Genomic DNA, 19,565 nt, shown 5'->3' on the forward strand with positions numbered 1-19,565 from the left:
ACCGGGGGACTCCATGGATCTGGACCTGCGCAAGTTGCGCTACTTCGTCGCCGTCGCCGACCGGCTGCACTTCGGCCGCGCCGCCGATGACCTGCACATCGCACAGCCGGTGCTCAGCAGGCAGATCCGCGCGCTGGAACAGGATCTTGGCGCCCCGCTGCTGATCAGGGACAGCCACGGCGTGGCGCTGACCGACGCCGGCAGGCAATTGCTGACCGACGCCGGCCCGCTGCTGGCCTCCGCAGACGCGGTCCGCCGCCGGGTGACCGTGGCCGCGCGCGGCAGCCGGCGACTGATGGTGGGCTTCCGCGCGGGCATCACGGCCACCGCGGCGGTACGGGAGTTCGCCATCCGGCACCCGGACGTGATCGTGGACGTGCAGCGGATCGAGTCCGACGACCAGGCCGCGATGCTGCTCGACGGCCGCATCGACGTCGGCTATGTGCGGCTGCCCATCGACGAGACCGGCCTGCGTGTCACCCCGCTGTACACCGAGCCGCGGGTGGCGGTGCTGCCCGCCGGCCACCGATTCGCCGGCAGGGAACAGATCACCGAGGCCGACCTGGCCGGCGAGCCGCTGCTCTGGCATCCCGACACAAGCACACAGCCCACCAAGCGCCCGCACCCCAACGCCGGATACCTGGTGCGCGGGGTGGACGAGACGCTCGAACATGTCGCGGCCGGCCGGGGCATCTCGTTCCTGGCCCGTTCGACAGCCGTGTTCTACTCACACCCGGAAGTCAGCTATGTGCCCGTCACAGATCTGGCGCCCGACCAGGTGTGCCTCGCGGTGGCGGCATCGCGCACCTCACCGGTGGTCGACGACTTCCTCGCCGCAGCTCACGCGACGGCCGAGATCACCGCGGAATGCGGGAACGATGAAATGTGGCGGCTGGCCAGCGGTGCCGCTACTCAACACGGTTGATCAGTTCGACCGGCAACATCAGAGCCAACAGGGGCGCCTCAGCGAAGGCGAAGGCATTGAAGTGCGACAGCGGAGGCTACGTTCGCGTACAGCGATAATCGACATCGCCGCGCGGCAGCCACTGCAGTAATGAAAGAACCTTTTTCATCCTACGGTTCCTCCGTAGTTCTCCAGCACGCGGATGACTTTGGCGAGTCGTTCGACCCCGTGTGGGCTGACGCGGACTCTGTGCAGGATGCGCCGGTAGTTGAGCTGGGCGTTGGCGCGTTCGCCGCCGGCCGCGCCGAACTCGACGTCGTCTTCCGGTCGACGAGGCGTGATCGGGCCGTCATCGGCCTCCCACCGGAACGGGAGCAGACCCGGTGGTTCCGCGGTCATCGCTGGGCTGCCGAGGAGATGACGTGGGGATGGCGTTGTCGATGAGGACGGCGGCGATGGCGGCGGCGGTGGGGAAGGCGTCGGCGTTGAGGACCCGGGTGCGGGCCGCGGCGCCGTCGATGAGCAGCGCGAGCTGCTCGCCGAGCTGTTCAGGGTCGGCGGCGCCGGCTTCGCGCGCGGTGTCGGCGAGCCGCGCGGCGACGGCTTTCTTGTAGTCGCGTGCGTATTGGGATGCGGGGTGCTCGGGGTCGTGGAGTTCGACGGCGGCGCCGATGTAGGGGCACAGGGGGGTGGGGGGGGGGATGTCGAAGGCGGCGAGGAGCCGTTCGCGGGGCGTGAGGTCGGTGCGGTCGAACACGCCGGACAGAACGGAGGGGTCGAACCGGCGCAGGTACTCGGCGACGAGTTCGTCCTTGCCGGTGAAGTGCTGGTAGGCCGTGCGCTTGGACACCTGGGCCGCCGCGCACAACTGGTCCATGCCGGTGCGGTTGATGCCCTGCTCGCGGAACAGCTGCTGGGACGCGCTGAGGATGCGCTCGCGGGCGCCCCGCCCCCGGCGGCGGCCCTTGGGGCCCTTCTCCAACTCCGTCATGGGTCCATGGTACGCCGGGTGGGTAACGGCCGGTGTACATAGCTTGCGTCCCGGCAGCCCACGCCGTACCGTAAGCACACGGATCGGTGTACATAACATCGGCATCCCTGGTGCGCACGGCACCACCGACCGAAGGAAGCGACTATGGGAAAGCTTGACGGCAAGGTCGCGGTCATCACCGGCGGCACCACCGGCATGGCGCTGGCCGGCGCGAAGCTGTTCGTCGACGAGGGAGCGCACGTCTTCATCACCGGCCGCCGCCAGGAGGCCCTGGACGAGGCCGTGAAGCAGATCGGCCGCAACGTCACCGGCGTCCAGGGCGACGCCGCCGACCTGGACGACCTGGACCGCCTGTACGACACCGTCAAGCGGGAGAAGGGAAGCCTCGACGTGCTGTGGGCCAGCGCCGGAGGGGGCGAGCCCGCCCCGCTCGGCGAGATCACCGAGGCCCAGTTCGACACCTGGTTCGGGCTCAACGCCCGCGGCACCCTGTTCACTGTCCAGAAGGCCCTTCCGCTCTTCAACGACGGCGGCTCCATCCTCATGACCGGCTCCAACGCCTCCCTCGGAGCCTTCCCCGGCTGGAGTGTCTACGCCGGCAGCAAGGCCGTCCAGCAGGCCTGGGCCCGCGTCTGGCTCAACGAGCTCAAGGACCGCCGCATCCGCGTCAACGTCCTGACCCCCGGCCAGGTCGCCACTGCCAAGCAGGAAGAGCTCTTTGACGAGGCGACCAAGCGCCAGTTCGAGTCCCTCATCCCTCGCGGCCAGATGGGCCGCCCCGACGAAATCGCCACCGCCGCTCTCTTCCTCGCCTCCGACGATTCCAGCTACGTCAACGGCATGGAACTCGTCGTCGACGGCGGCACCACCGCCATCTGAAAACGCGCAACCAGGGCAGGACATCTCATGAGCAACATCAGCATCATCGGCACCGGGAATATGGCCCGCACCATCGGCGCGCGGGCGGTAGCAGGGGGCAACACCGTCGAGGTCATGGGCCGCGATCAGGCCAAGGCCGCTGACCTGGCCAAGGCTCTCGGCGGCGGCGCCACGACGGGAGAATGGGGCACCGCCCCGGCCGGGGACATCGTCATCGTGGCCCTGTTGTACGACGGTGTCGTGCCGGTCGTCGCCCAGTACGGAAGCGCTCTCGCGGGCAAGGTCATCGTCGACATCAGCAATCCCTTCAATTCCACGTTCGACGGGCTGGCCCACCGCGAGGAGACCTCGATCGCGCAGGAAGTCGCCAAGGCGGCCCCGGCCAGCGCCAGCGTGGTGAAGGCGTTCAACACCATCTTCCGTCATGTCCTGCAGAAGGGTCGGCCCGACGTCTTCATCGCTGGCGATAACGCGCAGGCCAAGGCAAGCCCACCTGGCCCCACCGCCGCCTCCTACTGAGCGGGGCCTACTTCCGGGGGAGGAGGGCTACGTCGGAGACGGGGCCGAGGTGGGTGAGTTTGTCGGGGTTGACGACTGAGTGGATCGCCTGGACGACGCCGTCGGCGACGTCGAGCTCGACCACGGCGGCCACGCGTCCCTCCGCGTCGTACATCACCGCGCCCGGGCGGCCGTTGATCCAGGCCGTTCGTACGACGACGCCGAGGGCAAGGACCCGGCGCAGCCCCGCGACCAGCATCCTGCCGACGCGCGACGCCCCGGCCGCCGGTCTGGCCAGCGACTGGGCCTTGCCGCCGCCGTCGCCGTGCAGCACCACGTCCGGCGCGAGCATGCCGAGCAGCGCGTCCAGGTCGCCGCCTCCGGCCACCTCAAAGAACCTGCGGGCGAGTTCCTCGCCCTGGGCCCGCCGCGCCGGGGCCGGGACGTTGTCGCGCGCCTGCCGTCCGGCGGCGATGCGCTGCCTGGCACGGGCGAGGATCTGGCGGCAGTTCACCTCGGACTTGCCAATGATCAGCGCGACGTCCTGGTAGCCGTACCCGAACACCTCGCGCAGCATGAGCACCGCCCGCTCCACCGGCGAGAGGGTCTCCAGCAGTACGAGGAACGCCATCGACAGCGAGTCGGCCAGCTCGGCGTGCTCGGCCGGGCCCGGATCGCCGGCGTGCGCGACGACCGGCTCGGGCAACCATTCGCCCACGTACGTCTCCCGTCGCACCCGCGCCGAGCGCAGGTGGTCGATCCCCAGCCGCGTCACCGCGGTCGTCAGGTACGCCTTCGGATCGTTGATCACGGTGCCCGCATTGCGCGCGCGGGTCAGGCCGAGGAAGGTGTCCTGCACGATGTCCTCGGCGTCGCCCACGGATCCGGTCATCCCGTAGGCGATGGAGAACAGCAGCGGCCGGTAACCGGTCACGTCCGGTTCCTCCGGCGCGGGCAGGGCGTCGGTCCCACCGGCTCGCATACCGGGGCTCACCTTCTCGTTCTCGAGTGCTTCCGTGCGACGCCCAGCAGGGTAGCCGCATGGCCGGCCCTCCTCGAAACGAGGGGGGCCGGCGCGGCGGAGCATGGGGGTCACCATCCGATCGGGCCGAGGCGGTCGACGAAGACGCCGGTCGGGCCGTCGGGGCCGACGGTGGCCAGCTTGACGATCGAGTCGGTGCCCTCGGTGACCGTGAGCTGCCCGGTGTGGTGGTTCATGTCGGTGGCGGCGAACTTGTGGTTGGCGGTCTCGCCGGGGGTGGCGACGTTGAACTTGATGTGGGGGAGCGCCTGGGCGTACCGGACGGTGATCATGTTCAGGGCCGCCTTCGAGGAGCTGTAGGCCAGCTCGTGCATCTTCGAGACGGGCTGGCCGGGGTCCGTGACGACGGCGAAGGAGCCCCCGCCGCTGGAGACCATCACCACCCGCGGGTGCTCGGCGGCCTGGAGCAGGGGCAGGAAGGCGTGGGTGACCCGGACCGCGCCGTAGACGTTGACGTCGTAGACCGTGTGGATGTCGTCGGCCGTGGCGTCCGCGGGCGGGACGACGCCGCCCGGCGCGCCGGCGTTGTTGATCAGCACGTCCAGGTGGCCGGTGTGCTCGCGGACGAGCCGCACGGCCTCGGCCACCGACGCGTCGGAGGTCACGTCCAGGGGGACCGGGGTCACGTCGGCGCCGGCGGCGGCCAGTTCGGCGGCGGCGGCGCGTCCGCGGCCCTCGTCGCGTGAGCCGAGGAAGATCGTCCAGCCGAGGGCGCCGAGGCGGCGGGCGGTCTCCAGGCCGAGACCCTTGTTGGCTCCGGTGATCAGCGCTGAGGTGCGTTCCGTGTTCGTCATGCGCTCTAAGACGGAACGACCCTTGAGGCTGTGACGTCTTGTGACGGACCTCACACGGCGGCTCGCGTGCCGTCACCGCTCACGTACATGCGCTGGGAGACCGGCCCGGAACTCCGCATGCTCTTGTTGCGCAAGAAGCTTTCTTTGCGTGAGGCCAGTCCGATTCCTTTTGCAGTACGGCGCTCGGCCGCCGTGGTGTCCCGCTCGGCCCAACCGCGCAGGCGCTCATCGACGTCGGCCTGCGCTTTCCGCGCAATGATGCGTGGCATGCGATCGTATGCGCCTATTTGTTACGTCTTCACCTTCTCGTCCGATGCGTGATCTAGTGTCTCGGCCACTATTGCCGTGCGAGATCCATAGAGGTGGATACGTGTTATTCACGAAGCGGGCGTTGGTGGCACTTGTGGGGGTCGCCGCGGTGATCGCCTCGGTTGCGCCCCAGGTGGCCCAGGCGGCGCCTCAGACGGCCCGGGTCGCCCAGGTGGCCCAGGCGGCAGGAGACGAGCTGGAGCGGATCACTCCGCCGGTGGACCCCGGCAAACCGCCACAGGACCAGATGGTCCTCGCCGTGATCGGCGACTACGGTGGCTGCGGTGTGGACCGGGCCTGCGCCTCGGAAAACCAGGTGGCCGACATGGTCCACTCGTGGAACCCGGCCGCCATCCTGACCGTCGGGGACAACACCTATCAGCAGGGTCGCCCCGAGGAGGTTGTCAAAGCCCAGGCGCCCTACAAGGCCGACATCGACGCGGGCAAGTTCTTCCCCATCATGGGTAACCACGACTACGGCAACGGCTGCAACCCGGAGAGCGTCAAGCCCAGCGTGGACTACTTCAAGGTCCCGGTGGCCTTCGTGGCCGGGTTCGGTAACGGGCTGGTCGACTTCCTCAACCCGGACGTCAACTGCAACTCGGGGTCAGGCACCACGAAGCCGCCCATCTACAACCAGTACAAGAACACGGTCGACGGCAGCACCGCCGCGTGGGTCGTCTCTGGCGGCCACCAGCCCATCTACTCCTCCGGCAAGGCGGGCAACAACCCGGACAAAGCGTGGTTGATGACGCCGGGCGTCGATCTGATCCTGGCCGGCCACGACCACCACGCGGAGCACGTCGTCACCTCCGACGGCTATAACATCGCGATCACCGGTAACAGCGGTGAGGGCCTCACGCCCCTGTTCAGCACCGCGCCGGGCAGCGTCTACCGGGAGGCCACGGAATTCGGCGCCATGCGGCTGACGGTCACCAAGGACTCCCTGAAGGCCGAGTTCGTCACGCTGCCCAACAAGGTCGACTACTACTTCATCCTCAAGAAGGACGCCCAGGGCAAGGCGTACGTGGCCGAGCGCTCCGACTGGGTCGACCCGAATCCCGATCCCGGGCAGAGCCCGACCCCCAACAAGTACAGCGTCTCGTTCGACCTCGCAGCCGACACGACTGACGGGCTGACGTACAAGAACTACGATGACGGCCCGTTCGAAGAGACCACGGTCGACGGCCGCAAGGCGCTTCAACTGCAGAAGAACACGTTCGGCGGGGCCAACCAGCTCTACATGTTCGTCGACGACGACGCGATCTCCGGCGGTCCGTACGCGGTTAAGGCCACCTTCACCTATCGCTCTCCCGTCCCGGGCACGTTCGCTCTCCAGTACGACTCCGCGACGAGCGGTTCCGCGTACCAGAAGTCGACGCCGGTGACGATCGGCGCGGACCAGGTGAACCAGTGGCGGACGGCGTCGATCGACATCCCCGACATCCGGTTCACCAATCGGGAGAACGGCAACGCCGACATGCGTCTGTCGGCTCCGGCCAACCTTCCGCTCGCCATCTCCGGGGTGAAGATCGATGTCGCTCCGCCCAAGCCGACCGTGACCCACGTGTCGATGGACTTCTCCGGCGAACCCAACGGGCTGAACTGGATGCCCTACGAGAGCGGTCCGGCCCACGAAATCACCGTCGACGGCCGCCAGGCGCTGCAGGTGGACAAGAACACTTTCAACACCGGCAACAACCTCTACCTGGTGGTCGACGACAAATTCATCCACGGCGGGCCGTACGACGGCGCGGCGACCATCGAGTACCGGTCTCCGGTGGCCGGGTCGTTCGTCCTTCAGTACGACTCCGCGGCCACCGGGTCGGCCTACCAGAGCACTACTCGGGTGAGCATCACCGCCGGCCAGGTGAACACCTGGCAGACCGTGACGCTCGACATGCCGCAGGTGATGTTCCGTAACCGCCAGAACGGCGACGCCGACATGCGGATCGTCGCGGCCAACAACCTGCCCATCATCATCGGCTCGATGGATGTCGACATCGCCGGAGGCGAGGACGAGGGCCTCGAGGACGCGCAGAACGCCGTCGCCGCCGCGGAGGCCCACCCGTCGGTTGAGACGATCAAGGCCGCCGAGGCGGCGATCGCCAAGCTGCCCGCCGGTCCCGACGCCGCGGCGCTGACCCAGCGGCTCAACGCGGTAAAGGCGATCCTCGCGGCTGCGGACCTCACGGCCGCCCGGGAAGCGGTCGCCGCCGCGGAGGCCCACCCGTCGATTGAGACGATCAAGGCCGCCGAGGCCGCGATCGCCAAGCTGCCCGCCGGTCCCGACGCCGACTGGCTGACCCAGCGGCTCGATGTGGTGAAGGCGACCTTCAACGACACGGACAACGACGGCATCGACAACGACGTGGACGTGACGTTCCCGCCGGGCACTTCCCAGGCGAGCAACCCGACCAACGAGACGTTCTCCGACGCTCTCGTGGACGGCACCACCTCGGGCAAGATCGTGAGCCGCAACGGTCACACGCTCGCGATCTCGGATGCCCACAACTCCTCAGGGGTACTGGTGAACGTCGGCTCCGGCTCCGGCCCCGCGAAGTTCCAGTTGGTCGGTAGCGGCGCAACGATCGCGCTGGGACAGGGCTTCTACGAGCTCACCGGTTCCGGGAAGACCAGCACGATCACAACGGTCGATGGCGAGCAGGCGATCGTCACGGTCAGCGTGAACGGCACGCCGATCACGCTGACCGTCGGCAAGGGCGGATCCGTCAGCTACACCGAGGCGTCGGCCAACGACAAGGTCACCGGGCTGACCGGCATCCAGCGGACCGGCACCGTCAACGTCCGTGCGGACGGCATTCCCGAGACCGCGTGCGCCGGCATCGCGATCCAGAACGTCATCGTCGCCACGACCGGCAACAACCAGATCTTCGGCACCGCCGCCGACGACCTGATCATCGGCCGGGGCGGCAACGACACGGTCACCGGCGACGGCGGCAGCGACTGCGTCATCACGGGCAGCGGCAACGACCAGATCACCACGACCGGCGGCGACGACTGGATCGACGCGGGCGGCGGCAACAACGTGGTCCGCGCCAGCGCTGGCGACAACACGGTGATCACCGCCTCGGGGAACGACCAGATCACCACCGGTGACGGCGACGACACGATCAACGCCGGCGGCGGCAACAACACGGTCAACGCCGGCGGGGGCGTGGACACCGTCACGACCGCCGGTGGCAACGACACCATCGACTGCGGCGCCGGCTCGGACGCGGCGCACGCGGGTGGCGGCAACAACACCAATGTCGGCAAGCGGTGTGAGACTTTCGGACTCTGACCGTGGTCGACTGATCGGGTAGGGCCGGCCGGCTTTGGCCGGCCCTACTCTTTCGGGCCGGAATCAGCAAGCCCTTAGAACATTTGGGCGTAAAGTTTGGATGCGTCCGGCACGCCGGGGACCACGAAGAAGTAGCCGCCGCCGAACGGCGAGATGTAGTCGACCAGCGGCTCATCCACCAGGCGCATCTGGACCGCCTCGAACTGGCGGTGCAGATCCTGTTGGTAGCTGGTGAAGAGCAGCCCGACGTCGAGGTTACCGAGGTCGTCCACACCTCGGTCGTAGTTGAAGCTGCGGCGCAGGATGCGGCTGTCATCAGTCACGGCGTTGCGCGGGTTCGCCAGCCGGATGTGGCTGGTGATGGGAATCGCCTTGCCTGCCGGGTCGAGTTCGTATCGGGGAACGTCTTGCTCGTGGGCGCCGTCCAGCGGGGCGCCGGTGTCCTTGGTCCGGCCGAACATCTGTTCCTGCTCGCTCAGCCCCACCCGGTCCCAGAACTCCACCAGCATCCGGATCAACCGGAAGGCGACGTAGCTGCCGCCCGTGGCCCAGGCCGTCTCCGGTTTCTCATCCCGTACCCACACGAGCCGGTCCATCTCGGCGGCGTCCTTGGTGTCGGGATTGGAGATGCCGTCCTTGAAGCCCATGAGGTTGCGCGGTGCGCCGCTCGGCCGCGGCGGGTTGACGAACCCGTTCATCCGCCAGCGGATCTGCATCGCGTCCCGGGTGTGCCGGGCGATGTCGCGGAAGGCGTGCAGGATGGTGTCGTCGTCGTCGGCCTCCAGTTGCAGGCTGAGGTCGCCGTGGCACCAGGCCGGATCCAGGTCGTCGTTGGGGAACACCGGCATCTGGACCAGGCCGGCCGGTTTGCGGGAGGCCAGGCCGTACCGGTCGTCGAAGAGGGACGCGCCGAGGCCGAGCGTGACGGTCAGGGCCGCGGCGGGCACGTCCGGCCCGAGGATCCCGGAGTCGGCGGGCGGCGCGGTGATGCCCAACTCCGGCGGGACGCCGCCGGTCGTCAGGGTGCGCGCCCGGTCGGTGAGCGTGCGGAACAGCTCCTTCAGTTCGTCCTTGCCGTCGGCGATGACGTCGAAGGCGGCGACGACCGTCCTGCGCCGGGGAGGGTTGAGGATCCCTGCCTGGTGCGGGCCGTGGAAGGCGGGCAACGGCGGTGCGCCCGCGTCGGCACCGGCCGGTGCCGCGGTACGGGCGACGGTGCCGGCGATGCCGGTGGCCAGCGCTCCGGCCAGGAACTTCCTACGGTTGTAGCCGCTCATCGTGTGCGCCTCGGGAAGAGGATTTCGGCGACCGGGGCGAGCTCTTCCAGCAGCCCACCGGCCGTGCCGTTGATGGTTTGACGGACTCGGGGGTCCAGCCGGTCGACCGGTGTCCAGGTGGTGCCGTGCTTCTGCGCTGCGAGCAGCGCGTCCAACTCGTCCAGGTGTGCGGCAACCTGCTTCAGCCGGGGATAGCGGCTCTCGAGCAGCGGACGCAGCACGGCGAGGGTCTCGCGCGTGCCCTGGAGGTTGGCTGCCGCGGTGGCCAGCGTGGTGCCGCTGCCCTGGTCGGATCGTCCGGACAGCTCGAACTGGAGGGTGCGCTCCAGGATCTCGTGCGCGCGCAGCGGGAGGTCTGCCGGGTCGAGCCGCTGGGCGGGGAAGTCGTCGCACAGCGCCTTGACGTCCCGGTACAGCTGGTCGACGATCGGGCGCAGCGTCTTGGTGGACTCGTTGTGCCACAGGCCGTATTCGACCCGGTGCATGCCGGTGAAGTTCGTGTCGTGGACGCCGCCGGGCAGGCCCGCGGGAGATCCGTTGATCGCGCCGTCGAAGTCGCCGAAGGTGCCGTAGGCGGAGCCGAGGCTCTCGTAGGCCAGGTGGGCGGGCAGCCATGCCTTCCTGGCGGCGGCCAGATCCCCCTTGTCCACCGCCTGGGTCAGCACTTCTGTTTTGGCCAGCAGAGTCTTCAGCCCGCCGGTCACATACTCGGTGTACGCCCGCGCCGGGGCTAACAGGTCGTTGGAGGAGATCGGGACCGTCGCCGGTCCACCGGGGGCGTTCCCTACCACCGTGACGGATGGCCCGACGATCACGTTCTGCTCGTCTACGTCGCACCGGATGGCGTACGTCCCCTGGGCCAGGCTGACCCTCAGGGGCCGGGTCACCCCCGGGGCCAGTCCCTCCAGTTCGGCGTGTACGGCGCCCCTGGGCACGTCGACGAGGTCGACCCCCGAGGTGACGTTCCCGGTGTTGGTGACCATGATGGTCTGCGGACCGGCCTGCGGATTTGTCCAGCCCTCGCCGCAGTGGCTCGCGGAGATCTGGACCGTCGGAGGCGTGGGCGGCGAGGCATGTTCATCGGAACCTGCTGTCGAGCATCCGGCCGTGAGGAAGAGCGACGCCACAAGCACCACGCCCGGCCGCCTTATATCCACGATCAGCTCCAGGTAGATCACCACAAAAAGGGCAAGCACAGGCTAGTCGCAAGGTATGGCACATCAGGGTGCATACGTGGCGCGTAGCGGCAAGTTCAGGCAGCCATCATCTGGTGTTCTTCTGTTCTCCCCGCGGGGCAGGGTGGCGATGAGCGCGGCCGGCAGCTCGCGGCCGGACACGCCGAAGATGTCACCGATCACCTCGCTTGTCGACGTGGCTGGCGCCGTCGACCCAGAAGACCTCCTTGGGGCCGACCGCCTTCTGGATCACCTCGACGCTCATCCAGGAGGTGACCGCACGGGTGCCGACGATCATCAGCAGCGGGCGCCGGCCGATCAGCGGCACGGGGGCGAACCGGACCTGGCCCAGCTCGTCGGCGAGTTGTCCCTGCTGGACAACAATTTCCGCACCTGGTGGGCCGAGCACCGAGTCAACTCGGCCGGCTACGGGACCAAGCACTACCGGCACCGAGTCGTCGGCGACCTGACCCTCGACTGCGACACCTGGGACAGCCAGGTCACGGCCTCAGCGACAAGCGTCGTGCGGCAAGCTGATGACGTGAGTCTCCACGTGCCTTCGGACGATGTCGGAGCCCCACGGGCGCAGGCCGGCCCCACCCCGCAGCACCTGCTCGCGACCTTGCTCGGTGAGTACCTCGACTCCTCGGACGCCGACCTTCCCTCGGTGGCGGTGGTCGCGATACTCAGGGAGTTCGGCATCACCGAGTCGAGCGCGCGGGCCGCGTTGTCCCGGCTGACCAAGCGTGGCCTGATCGCCGTACGGGGATCTCGACGGCCGCCCGTGTACCACCTCACGCCTCAGGCGATCGCCAGGCACCGTTCCCGGATGGATCATTTCCTGAGCTTCGGCGCACGCCCGCCGCGGTGGACCGGCGACTGGGTGACCGTCTCCTTCTCCGTCCCCCAGTCTGGTCAGGCTCCACGGCACGCGGTCCGCAAGGCTCTGGGGTCGCTGGGTTTCGCGCGGCTGTACGACAGCGTGTGGATCCGGCCCGGATCCGATTCCGGTCCGGTCACCCAGGCTCTGCACGACGTCCTGGACGACGTCGTCGGTAGCCGATGGTCGGTGATGCGCGCCCGGTTCGACGAGGAGGCCGGCCCGCACGGTCCGGCCGCCGCCTACGATCTGGCCGGCCTCGCCTCGGCTTACGAGGATTTCATCGCGCGGTACTCGGACCTGCGGGTGGCCGTCCGTAACCGTGAGATCGACGCGACTCGGGCGCTGGTGGCCCGGACCTCGGTCATGGATTCCTGGCGGAAGTTTCCGGACATCGACCCGAACCTCCCCGAGCACCTCCTGCCGGCACCGTGGCCCTGCCAGGCTGCCAGGGACCTCATGCTGGAGATCCATTCCGCTCTCGGCTCGCTCGCAGAGGCGCGGCTCATCCAGGTGGCGACACCGTACTGGCCGGACGCCGCGTCCTGGATCACCCACTTCCAGGCATCGGAGAACGGCGTGTCGGTCCCTGCGCGGCGCGGTCGCCGGTGACGTCCCGCCGGGGACCGGTGGCGAGAAAGTTTCACTGACTCGGACGACTGCCCGGCCGCCCGGGGCGCGTCTCGTGCCCCAGCGCAGGGGCGTTTCCAGGCTGCGCGCGCCGCTCAACTCGGCATGTGCGGTTGATTGACACTTTTTATCACCGCAGTGATAGTAACTGCACATTGCTCACATCGGCTCGTTCCGCCTGACAGGAGCGCGACTCGCGGGCTCCGTCGGCGTGCGCAGCGCATGCCACATCTGACACAGAGCGCCGTCGTGACACCTTCGGAGGGCGAAATGAGAAAACGCTCGATCATCAAGGCGGCACTGGCAGCCGCGGTCGTCCCGCTCTGCGCTGGAATGGTGGCGCTCACCTCGCCGTCGGCCGCCGCCGCGGTCGGCGGCTCAGGCCCCTACCCGGCCGATTACGAGACCTCCACCGGCTTGCCCAATCACACCATCTACCGGCCCGGAACCCTCCCCGCCGAGAAACTCCCCATTTTCGTATGGGGCAACGGAGGGTGCTCGGCCAACGGCACGTCGCAGGTCAACTTCCTCCGCGAGATCGCCTCGCACGGGTTCCTGGCCATCGCCAGTGGCAGCCCGAACGGCTCCGGCTCGACGACGTCCCAGATGCTCACTCAGTCCATCGACTGGGCGGTCGCGGAGAACAGCCGCCAGGGCGGCAAATACTACGGCAGGCTCGACACCAGCAAGATCGCTGTAGGGGGCTACTCCTGCGGGGGACTGGAGGCCTACGCCGTCTCCGACGACCCACGTATCACCACGACCACCATCTTCAGCAGCGGGTTGCTGAACGACTCCGACGACTACCAGCTCCGCCGGTTGACGAAGCCGATCGCCTACTTCATCGGCGGGCCCAGCGACATCGCGTACCCGAACGCCATCGACGACTGGGGCAAGTTACCGGCGGGCCTGCCCGCGTTCATGGGCAATCTGAACGTCGGACACGGCGGCACCTACAGCCAGACCAACGGCGGCGAGTTCGGCCGCGTGGCGGTGCTCTACCTCAATTGGCGGCTGAAGGGCGACACGACGGCCGGCGCCAACTTCGTGGGCACCGCCTGCGGCCTGTGCAACACCCAGTGGCAGGTCCAGCAGAAGAACCTCACGCTCGACGGCGGCCCGTCGCCGTCCCCGTCACCCAGCGGCAGCCCGTCCCCTTCCCCGTCGCCCAGCGGCAGCCCGTCCCCCTCTCCGTCACCCAGCGGCGGCGGGATCGGGGGCTGCTCGGCGACCTACTCGGTGCAGGACCAGTGGGCCGGCGGGTTCGTCGCCGCCATCAACGTCACCGCGGGCGGCACCGCGATCAACGGCTGGAGGGTCGCTCTCACCCTGCCCGCCGGAGCCACGATCACGTCCATGTGGAACGGCGTCAACTCCGGCACCAGCGGTACCGTGACCGTCACCAACCAGAGCTACAACGGGCGGCTGTCGGCCGGACAGAGCGCCAGCCTCGGCTTCCAGGGCAGCGGAACCGGCGCCGGAGCCACTGTCACCTGCACCGCCACCTGAAACCAACCGATGTGGGCAGGGCCCGCCGCGCTCGGAGGCGACCGGAGACGAAGGGGCGGTAACAGAGAGCGCAGCACGTTGCGAGCGGTCTCGCGGGCGGCACATACTGGAAGCGATGAAGCCAGCCAGCGGCGAACACCGTCGTCACCTGCCCACAAGTCCCTTCAAACCCCCGCCCCCCGCCGCGCCTGTCGAGCGGTTCAGCATGAACGACCAGGTGAGCCACGATCGGTACGGCCTTGGTGTCGTCATCGGTGTGGAGGACGGGGTCGCCGTGTTCGTCGATTTCGGATCGCGGCAGGAACGCATCACGACCCCGTTCAACAAGCTCTACAAGCTCTGAGACCGCTGCGCCGCAGGGCAAGCGTGCGGCGCGGCGCTCGGTCCGGTGCCCACCCGCCGCGATGGCGGCCTGATCAAGTGTTCACCAGGACATGAGTCGGGGCCCGCGCCTGAAAGGCGCGGGCCCCGACTCATGATGCGGGCCTAGGTCAGGCGGGAACGATGTTCTCGGCCTGCGGTCCCTTCTGACCCTGGGTGATGTCGAACGACACCCTCTGGCCCTCCTGCAGCTCGCGGTAGCCCTGGGCGGCGATGTTCGAGTAGTGGGCGAAGACGTCGGCGCCGCCGCCGTCCTGCTCGATGAAGCCGAAGCCCTTTTCCGCGTTGAACCACTTCACGGTTCCGACAGCCATGTCAGTCTCCTTTGTAGGGGCCGAGCCGAAATCCGCACTGCGCGGATTCCGCGTCGCCGGGTGAGGCCCCTCCGGAAATGGCCGGAAAAACAAAAATGCGCCTGAAGGTCACATCCCGTCAGGCGCACACAAGTTTCATGGGTACCACAACTGCAACTCAGTAGACGATAGCACCCGCGCCGGGTGAAGGACACCTAGCCTCGATCCTTCACGCCCATCCGGTGGCTGACTGAGTGGTTCGGCTGGAGTGTGAAATCGCGGCCGTGGATCAGGTCGGTGCCGGGAGCGCCTGGAGCCGGGTGACGGCGGTGACCCTGGCCGGCCCAGGGCCAGGACGCGGCAATGCGCAGGCGTAGGCGTCGTCCGCCGCGGACCAGGCGGGCGGTGACGGCGAACAGGCGAAGCCGTAGGCGTTTCGGTTCGTACGGCGGGCCTTCGGGTTGCGGCTGGTGGCCTGGGATGGGACCGGGCTGGACGCGGCCGACACCCCGGCCAACGCCGCTGCGTTCGGCGTCACTCAGGGCGGTAGCCCGCAGGTGCGACTGCTCGCGCTGATCGAGTGCGGCACGCACGCCGTCATCGATGCGGCGTTCGACGGTGTCGCCAAGGCCAGCGAACAGAAGCCGGCCCGGCGCCTCGCATACAAGATCAAAGTAAGTAGAAGGGCTCTACCACCAGCACAAACGCCTGAACTCACTGGCATTGCAGCTCAAAGGCACTTTTCTCATGTAAACGATCAAGCTCGCTCAAATACGCCGCGAAAGCCCGAGGCTAGGGGCGCGCGGGCGATCGCGCAGCGGGTCGGCTGGGAGTGCTCGATGTCTGGGTGAGCTGGTCCCTGGAGCCCTTGGCCTCGGCCGCAGGCCGAGGCCAAGGCACTTGATCACCGTTCGCGCGCCCGGTCGATGGGTTCGGTGCTCCCGTGGGCCAAGGCGGCGGCGGTGCTGTCACCGCGCGGGCACTACTGAGTTTCTGATGCGCGGGCCTGCCGGAGTTCGGCGTTGATGCGCATGGCTTCGGCCAGTTGGTCTTCCAAGATGATGATGCGGCAGGCGGCTTCCAGCGGCGTGCCCTGGTCGACCAGTTCCCGGGCCCGGGCGGCCAGGCGCAGCTGGTAGCGGGAGTAACGTCGGTGTCCGCCGCCGGAGCGTTGTGGCTCGATCAGCTTGGCGGTACCCAGGGCCCGCAGGAACGCCGCGGTCACGCCGAGCATCTCCGCGGCCGCGCCCATGCTGTAGGCGGGGTAGTCCTCATCATCGAACCTGTCACCGGCTTTGTCGTTCTTGGGCGTGGCAGGGCCGGCGGTTGAGTGAGTTGGATCCATACGGGCCTTTCATCACGACAGGGGGCCCCGGCACGCGTCGCACCGGGGCCCCAAAGAGGTTCAACACCATCTACCGGCCATCGGCCGGACTACCGTTTTCCGCATCAGCCGTACTGTGCGGCGACGCGGGGATCGCGGATGTGTGACCGTAGACCACCTTCCTATCTGTGGAACTGCGGTACCCGAGCGGCGAGAACCACGCCGGCAGCGGGCGATCCTGATGGCGTCAACCTCCCCTCTCCTACATTCCGAACTCTCGCTTCACCTGCGGCAGCGCGTCCACGCTCAGGGCCTCATACCACTCCGCCGGCCCATCACATCGGACCTTCTGCCTAACTTCATCCAACGTGCCGGGCAGTTCATCGTGCTGCTGGTTCTTCCTGCGCTACCCGGCGGATTCGTTCCTTGCGATGCGAGAAAGATTATCCCCGCCTACCATGGATGTCTACTCCCGCCGCTACAGATTTTCGATCCCGGCCGTAGGAGAAGCTCAGGCGGCGACGTCGGTGGACCGGCGCGGGTCAGTCCGCCCGGTCCCGGCGGAGGCCGGGCAGGTCCGCCCGGGAGCCGACGCCGAGCTTGGGCAGCAGTTGCGCCAGGTGGGCGCCGACAGTCCGGCGCGACAGGTAGACCTGCTCGCCGATCTCCTCGTCGGACAGGCCCTCGGCGGCGAGCCGGGCGATGTGCAGCTCCACTGGGGTGAGCTTGTCGCGCGCCGTCAGGACCCGGTCGGCGCTGGCCTCCCCGCAGGCGCGTAGCCCGCGCCGGGCCCGGTCGCTCCACGGCACGACGCCCAGCGCGTCGAACGTGTCGCGGGCGGTGCGCAGCAGCGGCCGGGCCGTGCCGGGGTCGCCCTGGTCCAGCAGCCACTCGCCGTAGGCCACCTGCACGTAGGCCCGGGCGAACGGCCAGCGGGCGTGGTCGGCGGCGAGCGCGTCGGCGAACCGGGCCTCTGCGTCCGCCGGGTCGGCGAGCAGTGCCCGGGCGAGCGGCAGGCCCACGTGCAGCGCGGGCGCGGGCGTCTTCCGCGCCACCTCCTCAAGCTCGCGCAGCACCGCCCGCGCCGCGCCGGCGTTACCGCTCCCGGCGGCGGCGTCGGCGAAGGCGGCCACCACGTAGCAGCGCAACGCGAGCTGGTACGCCGGATCGGCGGGGTCGTGCAGACGGCGCAGGTGCTCGTACGCCTCCGCGTGCCGGCCTTCACTCAGCGCCGCCAGGCCGCGGGCCATCTGCACGGTGGCGAGCACCGGCCGCACCCCGGCGGCGACGCTCATCGCCTCGGCCCGCGCCGAGAGCTCCCGAGCGCGGTCGGGTTCGCCGCGCAGCGCCGCGAGCATGGCCTGGGTGGACACGGCGGTGCCGTACATCTGCGGCTGGTCCGTCTCGAGGGCGAGCCGGGCCGCCTCCTCGGCCGCCGGGATCGCCACGTTCAGGTTGGTCCGGTGCACCGCGCTCCACGCCTGCTGGGCGAGGGAGCGGGTGAGCAGGTAGAGCCGCCCCTGGGCGCGCAGCCCGGGCAGCGCCGCCGCGGAGAAGCTCTCCACCTGCTCGAACGCCCCGACGAGTACGGCCGCGGAGCCCAGCAGCCGGGCCGCCTGCGGGTCGATGACGGGCCGCGAGGCCAGCTCCCGCAGCCCGTCGACGACCACGGCGCCGCGGTCGAGCGGCGCGGCGTACGCGAGGATCGCCAGCAGCAGCGGGTTCGTGGCCGGCACCGGCAGGCTCTCCGCGGCCGCGACGATCCGGTGACGCGCCTCGGCGCCCGGCTCGATCCAGAAGCACTGCAGCGCGGCGCTCCACAGGATGCGTAGCGCCTCCTCGGGCCGGCCCTCGGCGGCGACCGACTCGGCGAGGGCGGCGAGCACCTGCGGGCCGGTCGCCCGGCCGTCCGAACCGTCGTCGAGGGTGCCCCGGATCCACCGCAGCCGCGCCTGCTGCCGGGACGTGAGCGGCAGCAGCTCGGTCTGGCGCAGCAGCCGCACGACGACGTCGCGGCCACCCAGCTCGACGGCCTGGTCCGCCGCCCGGAGCAGCCGGTCGGCCCGCCGGCCGGCGTCCTCGGTGAGCTTGGCCGCCTGCTCCAGCGCGGTCACCGCCTCGGTCGGGGCGCCGCGCTGCGCGACGCGGGCGGCCATGGTGTCCAGCTCGGCCGCGATCTCCTCGTCGGGCCGGGCGGCGGCGGACGCGCGGTGCCAGATCCGGCGGTCGGCGGCGCGTTCGCCATTCTGCCGGGTGAGCGCCTCGGCGAGCGCGGCATGGCCCGCGCGGCGCTGCGGCAGCGTCGCGGCCTGATAGATCGCCGAGCGCATGAGCGGGTGCCTGAAGCGGATGCGGGCGGCGTCCGGCTCGATCAGCCCGGCGCGAATCCCCGGCGCCAGGTCGTGGTGCGCGACGGGCCCGGCGGTGAGCACGGCTGCGGCCGCGATCACCTCCTCCAGCGCGGTGCCGTCGTCGAGGGCCGCGACGAGCAGCAGGGCTCGCGTGGCGGCGGGCAGATCGCCCAGCCGGGCGCCGAAGGCGCGCTCCAGCCGCTCGGTCAGCGGCAGCCACGGCGAGGAGAGCAGGCCGGTCCCCTGGTCGCGCCATTCGCCGGTCAGTTCCACCAGCGCGAGCGGATTGCCGGCGCCCTCGTCGAGCAGCCGCCGCCGGGTCCGCGGATCCATGCCGGGGGCGCGCGCGTCGAGCAGGCGCGCGGCAGCCGCGTCCGGCAGCGGCCGCAGCACCAGCTCGGGCAGCCCGGCCTCGGCCAGCGCGCAGGGCACGCCGTCGCGCAGCGTGGCGAGCAGCGCCACCGGCTCGGCTTCCAGCCGCCGGGCGACGAAGGACAGCACCCCGGCGGTGGGCGGGTCGAGCCACTGGCCGTCATCGATGAGCACCAGCAGCGGATTCCGGCTCGCCGCCTCCACCAGCAGGTTGAGCGTGGCGAGCGCGACCAGGTACAGATCCGGGACGGGAGCGTCGATGAGCCCCAGCGCGGCCGCCAGTGCACGCCGCTGCGGATCGGGCAGCGACCCGTCGTCAAGCCGGGCGGGATGCAGCAGGCGGTGCAGCCCCGCGTACGGGAGATGGAACTCGGCCTGCGTGCCGGCCGTGGACAGCACCCGCAGCCCGGCGTCCCGGCCCGCGTCCGCGGCCGCGGTCAGCAGTGCGGACTTGCCGATGCCGGCCTCGCCGCGTACGACCAGCGAACTGCCTCCGGCGCGAAGTCCGAGGAGGAGGCCGGAGAGCTGGGCGACCTCCGACTCTCGCCCGAAAAGGGCTGATTTAGCGGATGCGCTGGACATGGTGACATAGTCTCCTGGTGCCGCCTCCCGGTCGAACCACATCCGGCCCCGGCACGTGTGCGCACGCATC

General features: G+C 69.5%; 18 protein-coding genes. 8 read left to right on the top strand and 10 right to left on the bottom strand.

The genetic code is table 11. The features are described from left to right. Window positions 1-13: 13 nt before the first annotated feature. Window positions 14-925 carry a LysR family transcriptional regulator gene (locus tag JOL79_RS27205; RefSeq protein ID WP_210158748.1) on the top strand — a complete coding sequence of 304 codons (912 nt, stop codon included), beginning with the start codon at window positions 14-16 and terminating at the stop codon, window positions 923-925. A gap of 328 nt (window positions 926-1,253) precedes the next feature. Here the strand turns inward: JOL79_RS27205 and JOL79_RS27210 are convergent, their stop codons facing one another. Beyond that, window positions 1,254-1,895, bottom strand: coding sequence for a TetR/AcrR family transcriptional regulator (locus tag JOL79_RS27210; RefSeq protein ID WP_210158749.1), 642 nt, complete (start codon window positions 1,893-1,895; stop codon window positions 1,254-1,256). A 144-nt stretch (window positions 1,896-2,039) separates the two neighbouring features. Here JOL79_RS27210 and JOL79_RS27215 point away from each other — a divergent pair, with 144 nt between their 5' ends. Continuing rightward, on the top strand, window positions 2,040-2,774 hold the full coding sequence (locus JOL79_RS27215) for an SDR family NAD(P)-dependent oxidoreductase (RefSeq protein ID WP_210158750.1): 735 nt from the start codon (window positions 2,040-2,042) through the stop codon (window positions 2,772-2,774). A 27-nt stretch (window positions 2,775-2,801) separates the two neighbouring features. Then, window positions 2,802-3,293, top strand: coding sequence for an NADPH-dependent F420 reductase (locus tag JOL79_RS27220; RefSeq protein WP_210158751.1), 492 nt, complete (start codon window positions 2,802-2,804; stop codon window positions 3,291-3,293). A gap of 7 nt (window positions 3,294-3,300) precedes the next feature. Here the strand turns inward: JOL79_RS27220 and JOL79_RS27225 are convergent, their stop codons facing one another. The 3 genes from JOL79_RS27225 to JOL79_RS27235 all read right to left on the bottom strand — a co-directional run bounded on the left by JOL79_RS27225 (window position 3,301) and on the right by JOL79_RS27235 (window position 5,377). Beyond that, a complete protein-coding gene (locus JOL79_RS27225; protein WP_210158752.1) occupies window positions 3,301-4,254 on the bottom strand; it encodes an RNA polymerase sigma-70 factor in 954 nt (317 codons plus the stop codon). Between the two features lie 110 nt (window positions 4,255-4,364). After that, the gene (locus JOL79_RS27230; RefSeq protein WP_210158753.1) at window positions 4,365-5,108 is read right to left on the bottom strand and encodes an SDR family NAD(P)-dependent oxidoreductase; all 744 of its coding nucleotides are present in this window, start codon (window positions 5,106-5,108) and stop codon (window positions 4,365-4,367) included. A gap of 50 nt (window positions 5,109-5,158) precedes the next feature. After that, entirely contained in the window at window positions 5,159-5,377 is a 219-nt protein-coding gene (locus tag JOL79_RS27235) for a hypothetical protein (protein ID WP_210158754.1), read from the bottom strand. A gap of 101 nt (window positions 5,378-5,478) precedes the next feature. Between JOL79_RS27235 and JOL79_RS27240 the strand changes: the two genes are divergently transcribed. Beyond that, window positions 5,479-8,721, top strand: coding sequence for a metallophosphoesterase (locus JOL79_RS27240; protein WP_210158755.1), 3,243 nt, complete (start codon window positions 5,479-5,481; stop codon window positions 8,719-8,721). 74 nt (window positions 8,722-8,795) lie between these two features. Here the strand turns inward: JOL79_RS27240 and efeB are convergent, their stop codons facing one another. From efeB to JOL79_RS34560, 3 genes are all read right to left on the bottom strand, one after another. Then, a complete protein-coding gene (efeB, locus tag JOL79_RS27245) occupies window positions 8,796-9,998 on the bottom strand; it encodes an iron uptake transporter deferrochelatase/peroxidase subunit (protein WP_210158756.1) in 1,203 nt (400 codons plus the stop codon). Then, window positions 9,995-11,194, bottom strand: a complete 1,200-nt coding sequence (locus JOL79_RS27250) for an EfeM/EfeO family lipoprotein (RefSeq protein ID WP_210158757.1) — start codon at window positions 11,192-11,194, stop codon at window positions 9,995-9,997. The genes efeB and JOL79_RS27250 overlap by 4 nt, the downstream gene beginning before the upstream one ends. Window positions 11,195-11,345: 151 nt before the next feature. Continuing rightward, window positions 11,346-11,501, bottom strand: coding sequence for a hypothetical protein (locus JOL79_RS34560; RefSeq protein ID WP_230985581.1), 156 nt, complete (start codon window positions 11,499-11,501; stop codon window positions 11,346-11,348). A 36-nt stretch (window positions 11,502-11,537) separates the two neighbouring features. On the opposite strand from JOL79_RS34560, the gene JOL79_RS27255 reads away from it, so the two are divergent. From JOL79_RS27255 to JOL79_RS27265, 3 genes are all read left to right on the top strand, one after another. After that, on the top strand, window positions 11,538-12,665 hold the full coding sequence (locus tag JOL79_RS27255; protein ID WP_230985582.1) for a PaaX family transcriptional regulator C-terminal domain-containing protein: 1,128 nt from the start codon (window positions 11,538-11,540) through the stop codon (window positions 12,663-12,665). A gap of 288 nt (window positions 12,666-12,953) precedes the next feature. Next, window positions 12,954-14,192 (top strand): cellulose binding domain-containing protein, encoded by a 1,239-nt coding sequence (locus JOL79_RS35635; protein WP_210158759.1) that lies wholly within the window; start codon window positions 12,954-12,956, stop codon window positions 14,190-14,192. 115 nt (window positions 14,193-14,307) lie between these two features. After that, the gene (locus JOL79_RS27265) at window positions 14,308-14,535 is read left to right on the top strand and encodes a hypothetical protein (RefSeq protein ID WP_210158760.1); all 228 of its coding nucleotides are present in this window, start codon (window positions 14,308-14,310) and stop codon (window positions 14,533-14,535) included. 148 nt (window positions 14,536-14,683) lie between these two features. Here the strand turns inward: JOL79_RS27265 and JOL79_RS27270 are convergent, their stop codons facing one another. After that, complete coding sequence (locus tag JOL79_RS27270; RefSeq protein WP_210158761.1) at window positions 14,684-14,887, bottom strand: cold-shock protein; 204 nt, start codon at window positions 14,885-14,887, stop codon at window positions 14,684-14,686. Between the two features lie 440 nt (window positions 14,888-15,327). Here JOL79_RS27270 and JOL79_RS35895 point away from each other — a divergent pair, with 440 nt between their 5' ends. Continuing rightward, the gene (locus JOL79_RS35895) at window positions 15,328-15,717 is read left to right on the top strand and encodes a hypothetical protein (protein ID WP_210158762.1); all 390 of its coding nucleotides are present in this window, start codon (window positions 15,328-15,330) and stop codon (window positions 15,715-15,717) included. A 131-nt stretch (window positions 15,718-15,848) separates the two neighbouring features. Here JOL79_RS35895 and JOL79_RS27280 read toward each other — a convergent pair whose 3' ends face one another. Together JOL79_RS27280 and JOL79_RS27285 are read right to left on the bottom strand one after the other, a co-directional pair. After that, window positions 15,849-16,211, bottom strand: coding sequence for a MerR family transcriptional regulator (locus JOL79_RS27280; RefSeq protein WP_210158763.1), 363 nt, complete (start codon window positions 16,209-16,211; stop codon window positions 15,849-15,851). Between the two features lie 521 nt (window positions 16,212-16,732). Next, complete coding sequence (locus JOL79_RS27285; RefSeq protein WP_210158764.1) at window positions 16,733-19,564, bottom strand: ATP-binding protein; 2,832 nt, start codon at window positions 19,562-19,564, stop codon at window positions 16,733-16,735. Window position 19,565 lies beyond the last annotated feature (1 nt).

Origin of the sequence: Microbispora oryzae (assembly GCF_017896165.1) — a bacterium.
Lineage (GTDB): Bacteria > Actinomycetota > Actinomycetes > Streptosporangiales > Streptosporangiaceae > Microbispora > Microbispora oryzae.

Bases quoted from the DNA above. Each gene is read 5' to 3' on its own strand.
- JOL79_RS27205 (WP_210158748.1), top strand. From the start codon at position 14: ATGGATCTGGACCTGCGCAAGTTGCGCTACTTCGTCGCCGTCGCCGAC.
- JOL79_RS27210 (WP_210158749.1), bottom strand. From the start codon at position 1,895: ATGACGGAGTTGGAGAAGGGCCCCAAGGGCCGCCGCCGGGGGCGGGGC.
- JOL79_RS27215 (WP_210158750.1), top strand. From the start codon at position 2,040: ATGGGAAAGCTTGACGGCAAGGTCGCGGTCATCACCGGCGGCACCACC.
- JOL79_RS27220 (WP_210158751.1), top strand. From the start codon at position 2,802: ATGAGCAACATCAGCATCATCGGCACCGGGAATATGGCCCGCACCATC.
- JOL79_RS27225 (WP_210158752.1), bottom strand. From the start codon at position 4,254: ATGCGAGCCGGTGGGACCGACGCCCTGCCCGCGCCGGAGGAACCGGAC.
- JOL79_RS27230 (WP_210158753.1), bottom strand. From the start codon at position 5,108: ATGACGAACACGGAACGCACCTCAGCGCTGATCACCGGAGCCAACAAG.
- JOL79_RS27235 (WP_210158754.1), bottom strand. From the start codon at position 5,377: ATGCCACGCATCATTGCGCGGAAAGCGCAGGCCGACGTCGATGAGCGC.
- efeB (WP_210158756.1), bottom strand. From the start codon at position 9,998: ATGAGCGGCTACAACCGTAGGAAGTTCCTGGCCGGAGCGCTGGCCACC.
- JOL79_RS35635 (WP_210158759.1), top strand. From the start codon at position 12,954: ATGAGAAAACGCTCGATCATCAAGGCGGCACTGGCAGCCGCGGTCGTC.
- JOL79_RS27265 (WP_210158760.1), top strand. From the start codon at position 14,308: ATGAAGCCAGCCAGCGGCGAACACCGTCGTCACCTGCCCACAAGTCCC.
- JOL79_RS27270 (WP_210158761.1), bottom strand. From the start codon at position 14,887: ATGGCTGTCGGAACCGTGAAGTGGTTCAACGCGGAAAAGGGCTTCGGC.
- JOL79_RS27280 (WP_210158763.1), bottom strand. From the start codon at position 16,211: ATGGATCCAACTCACTCAACCGCCGGCCCTGCCACGCCCAAGAACGAC.
- JOL79_RS27285 (WP_210158764.1), bottom strand. From the start codon at position 19,564: ATGCGTGCGCACACGTGCCGGGGCCGGATGTGGTTCGACCGGGAGGCG.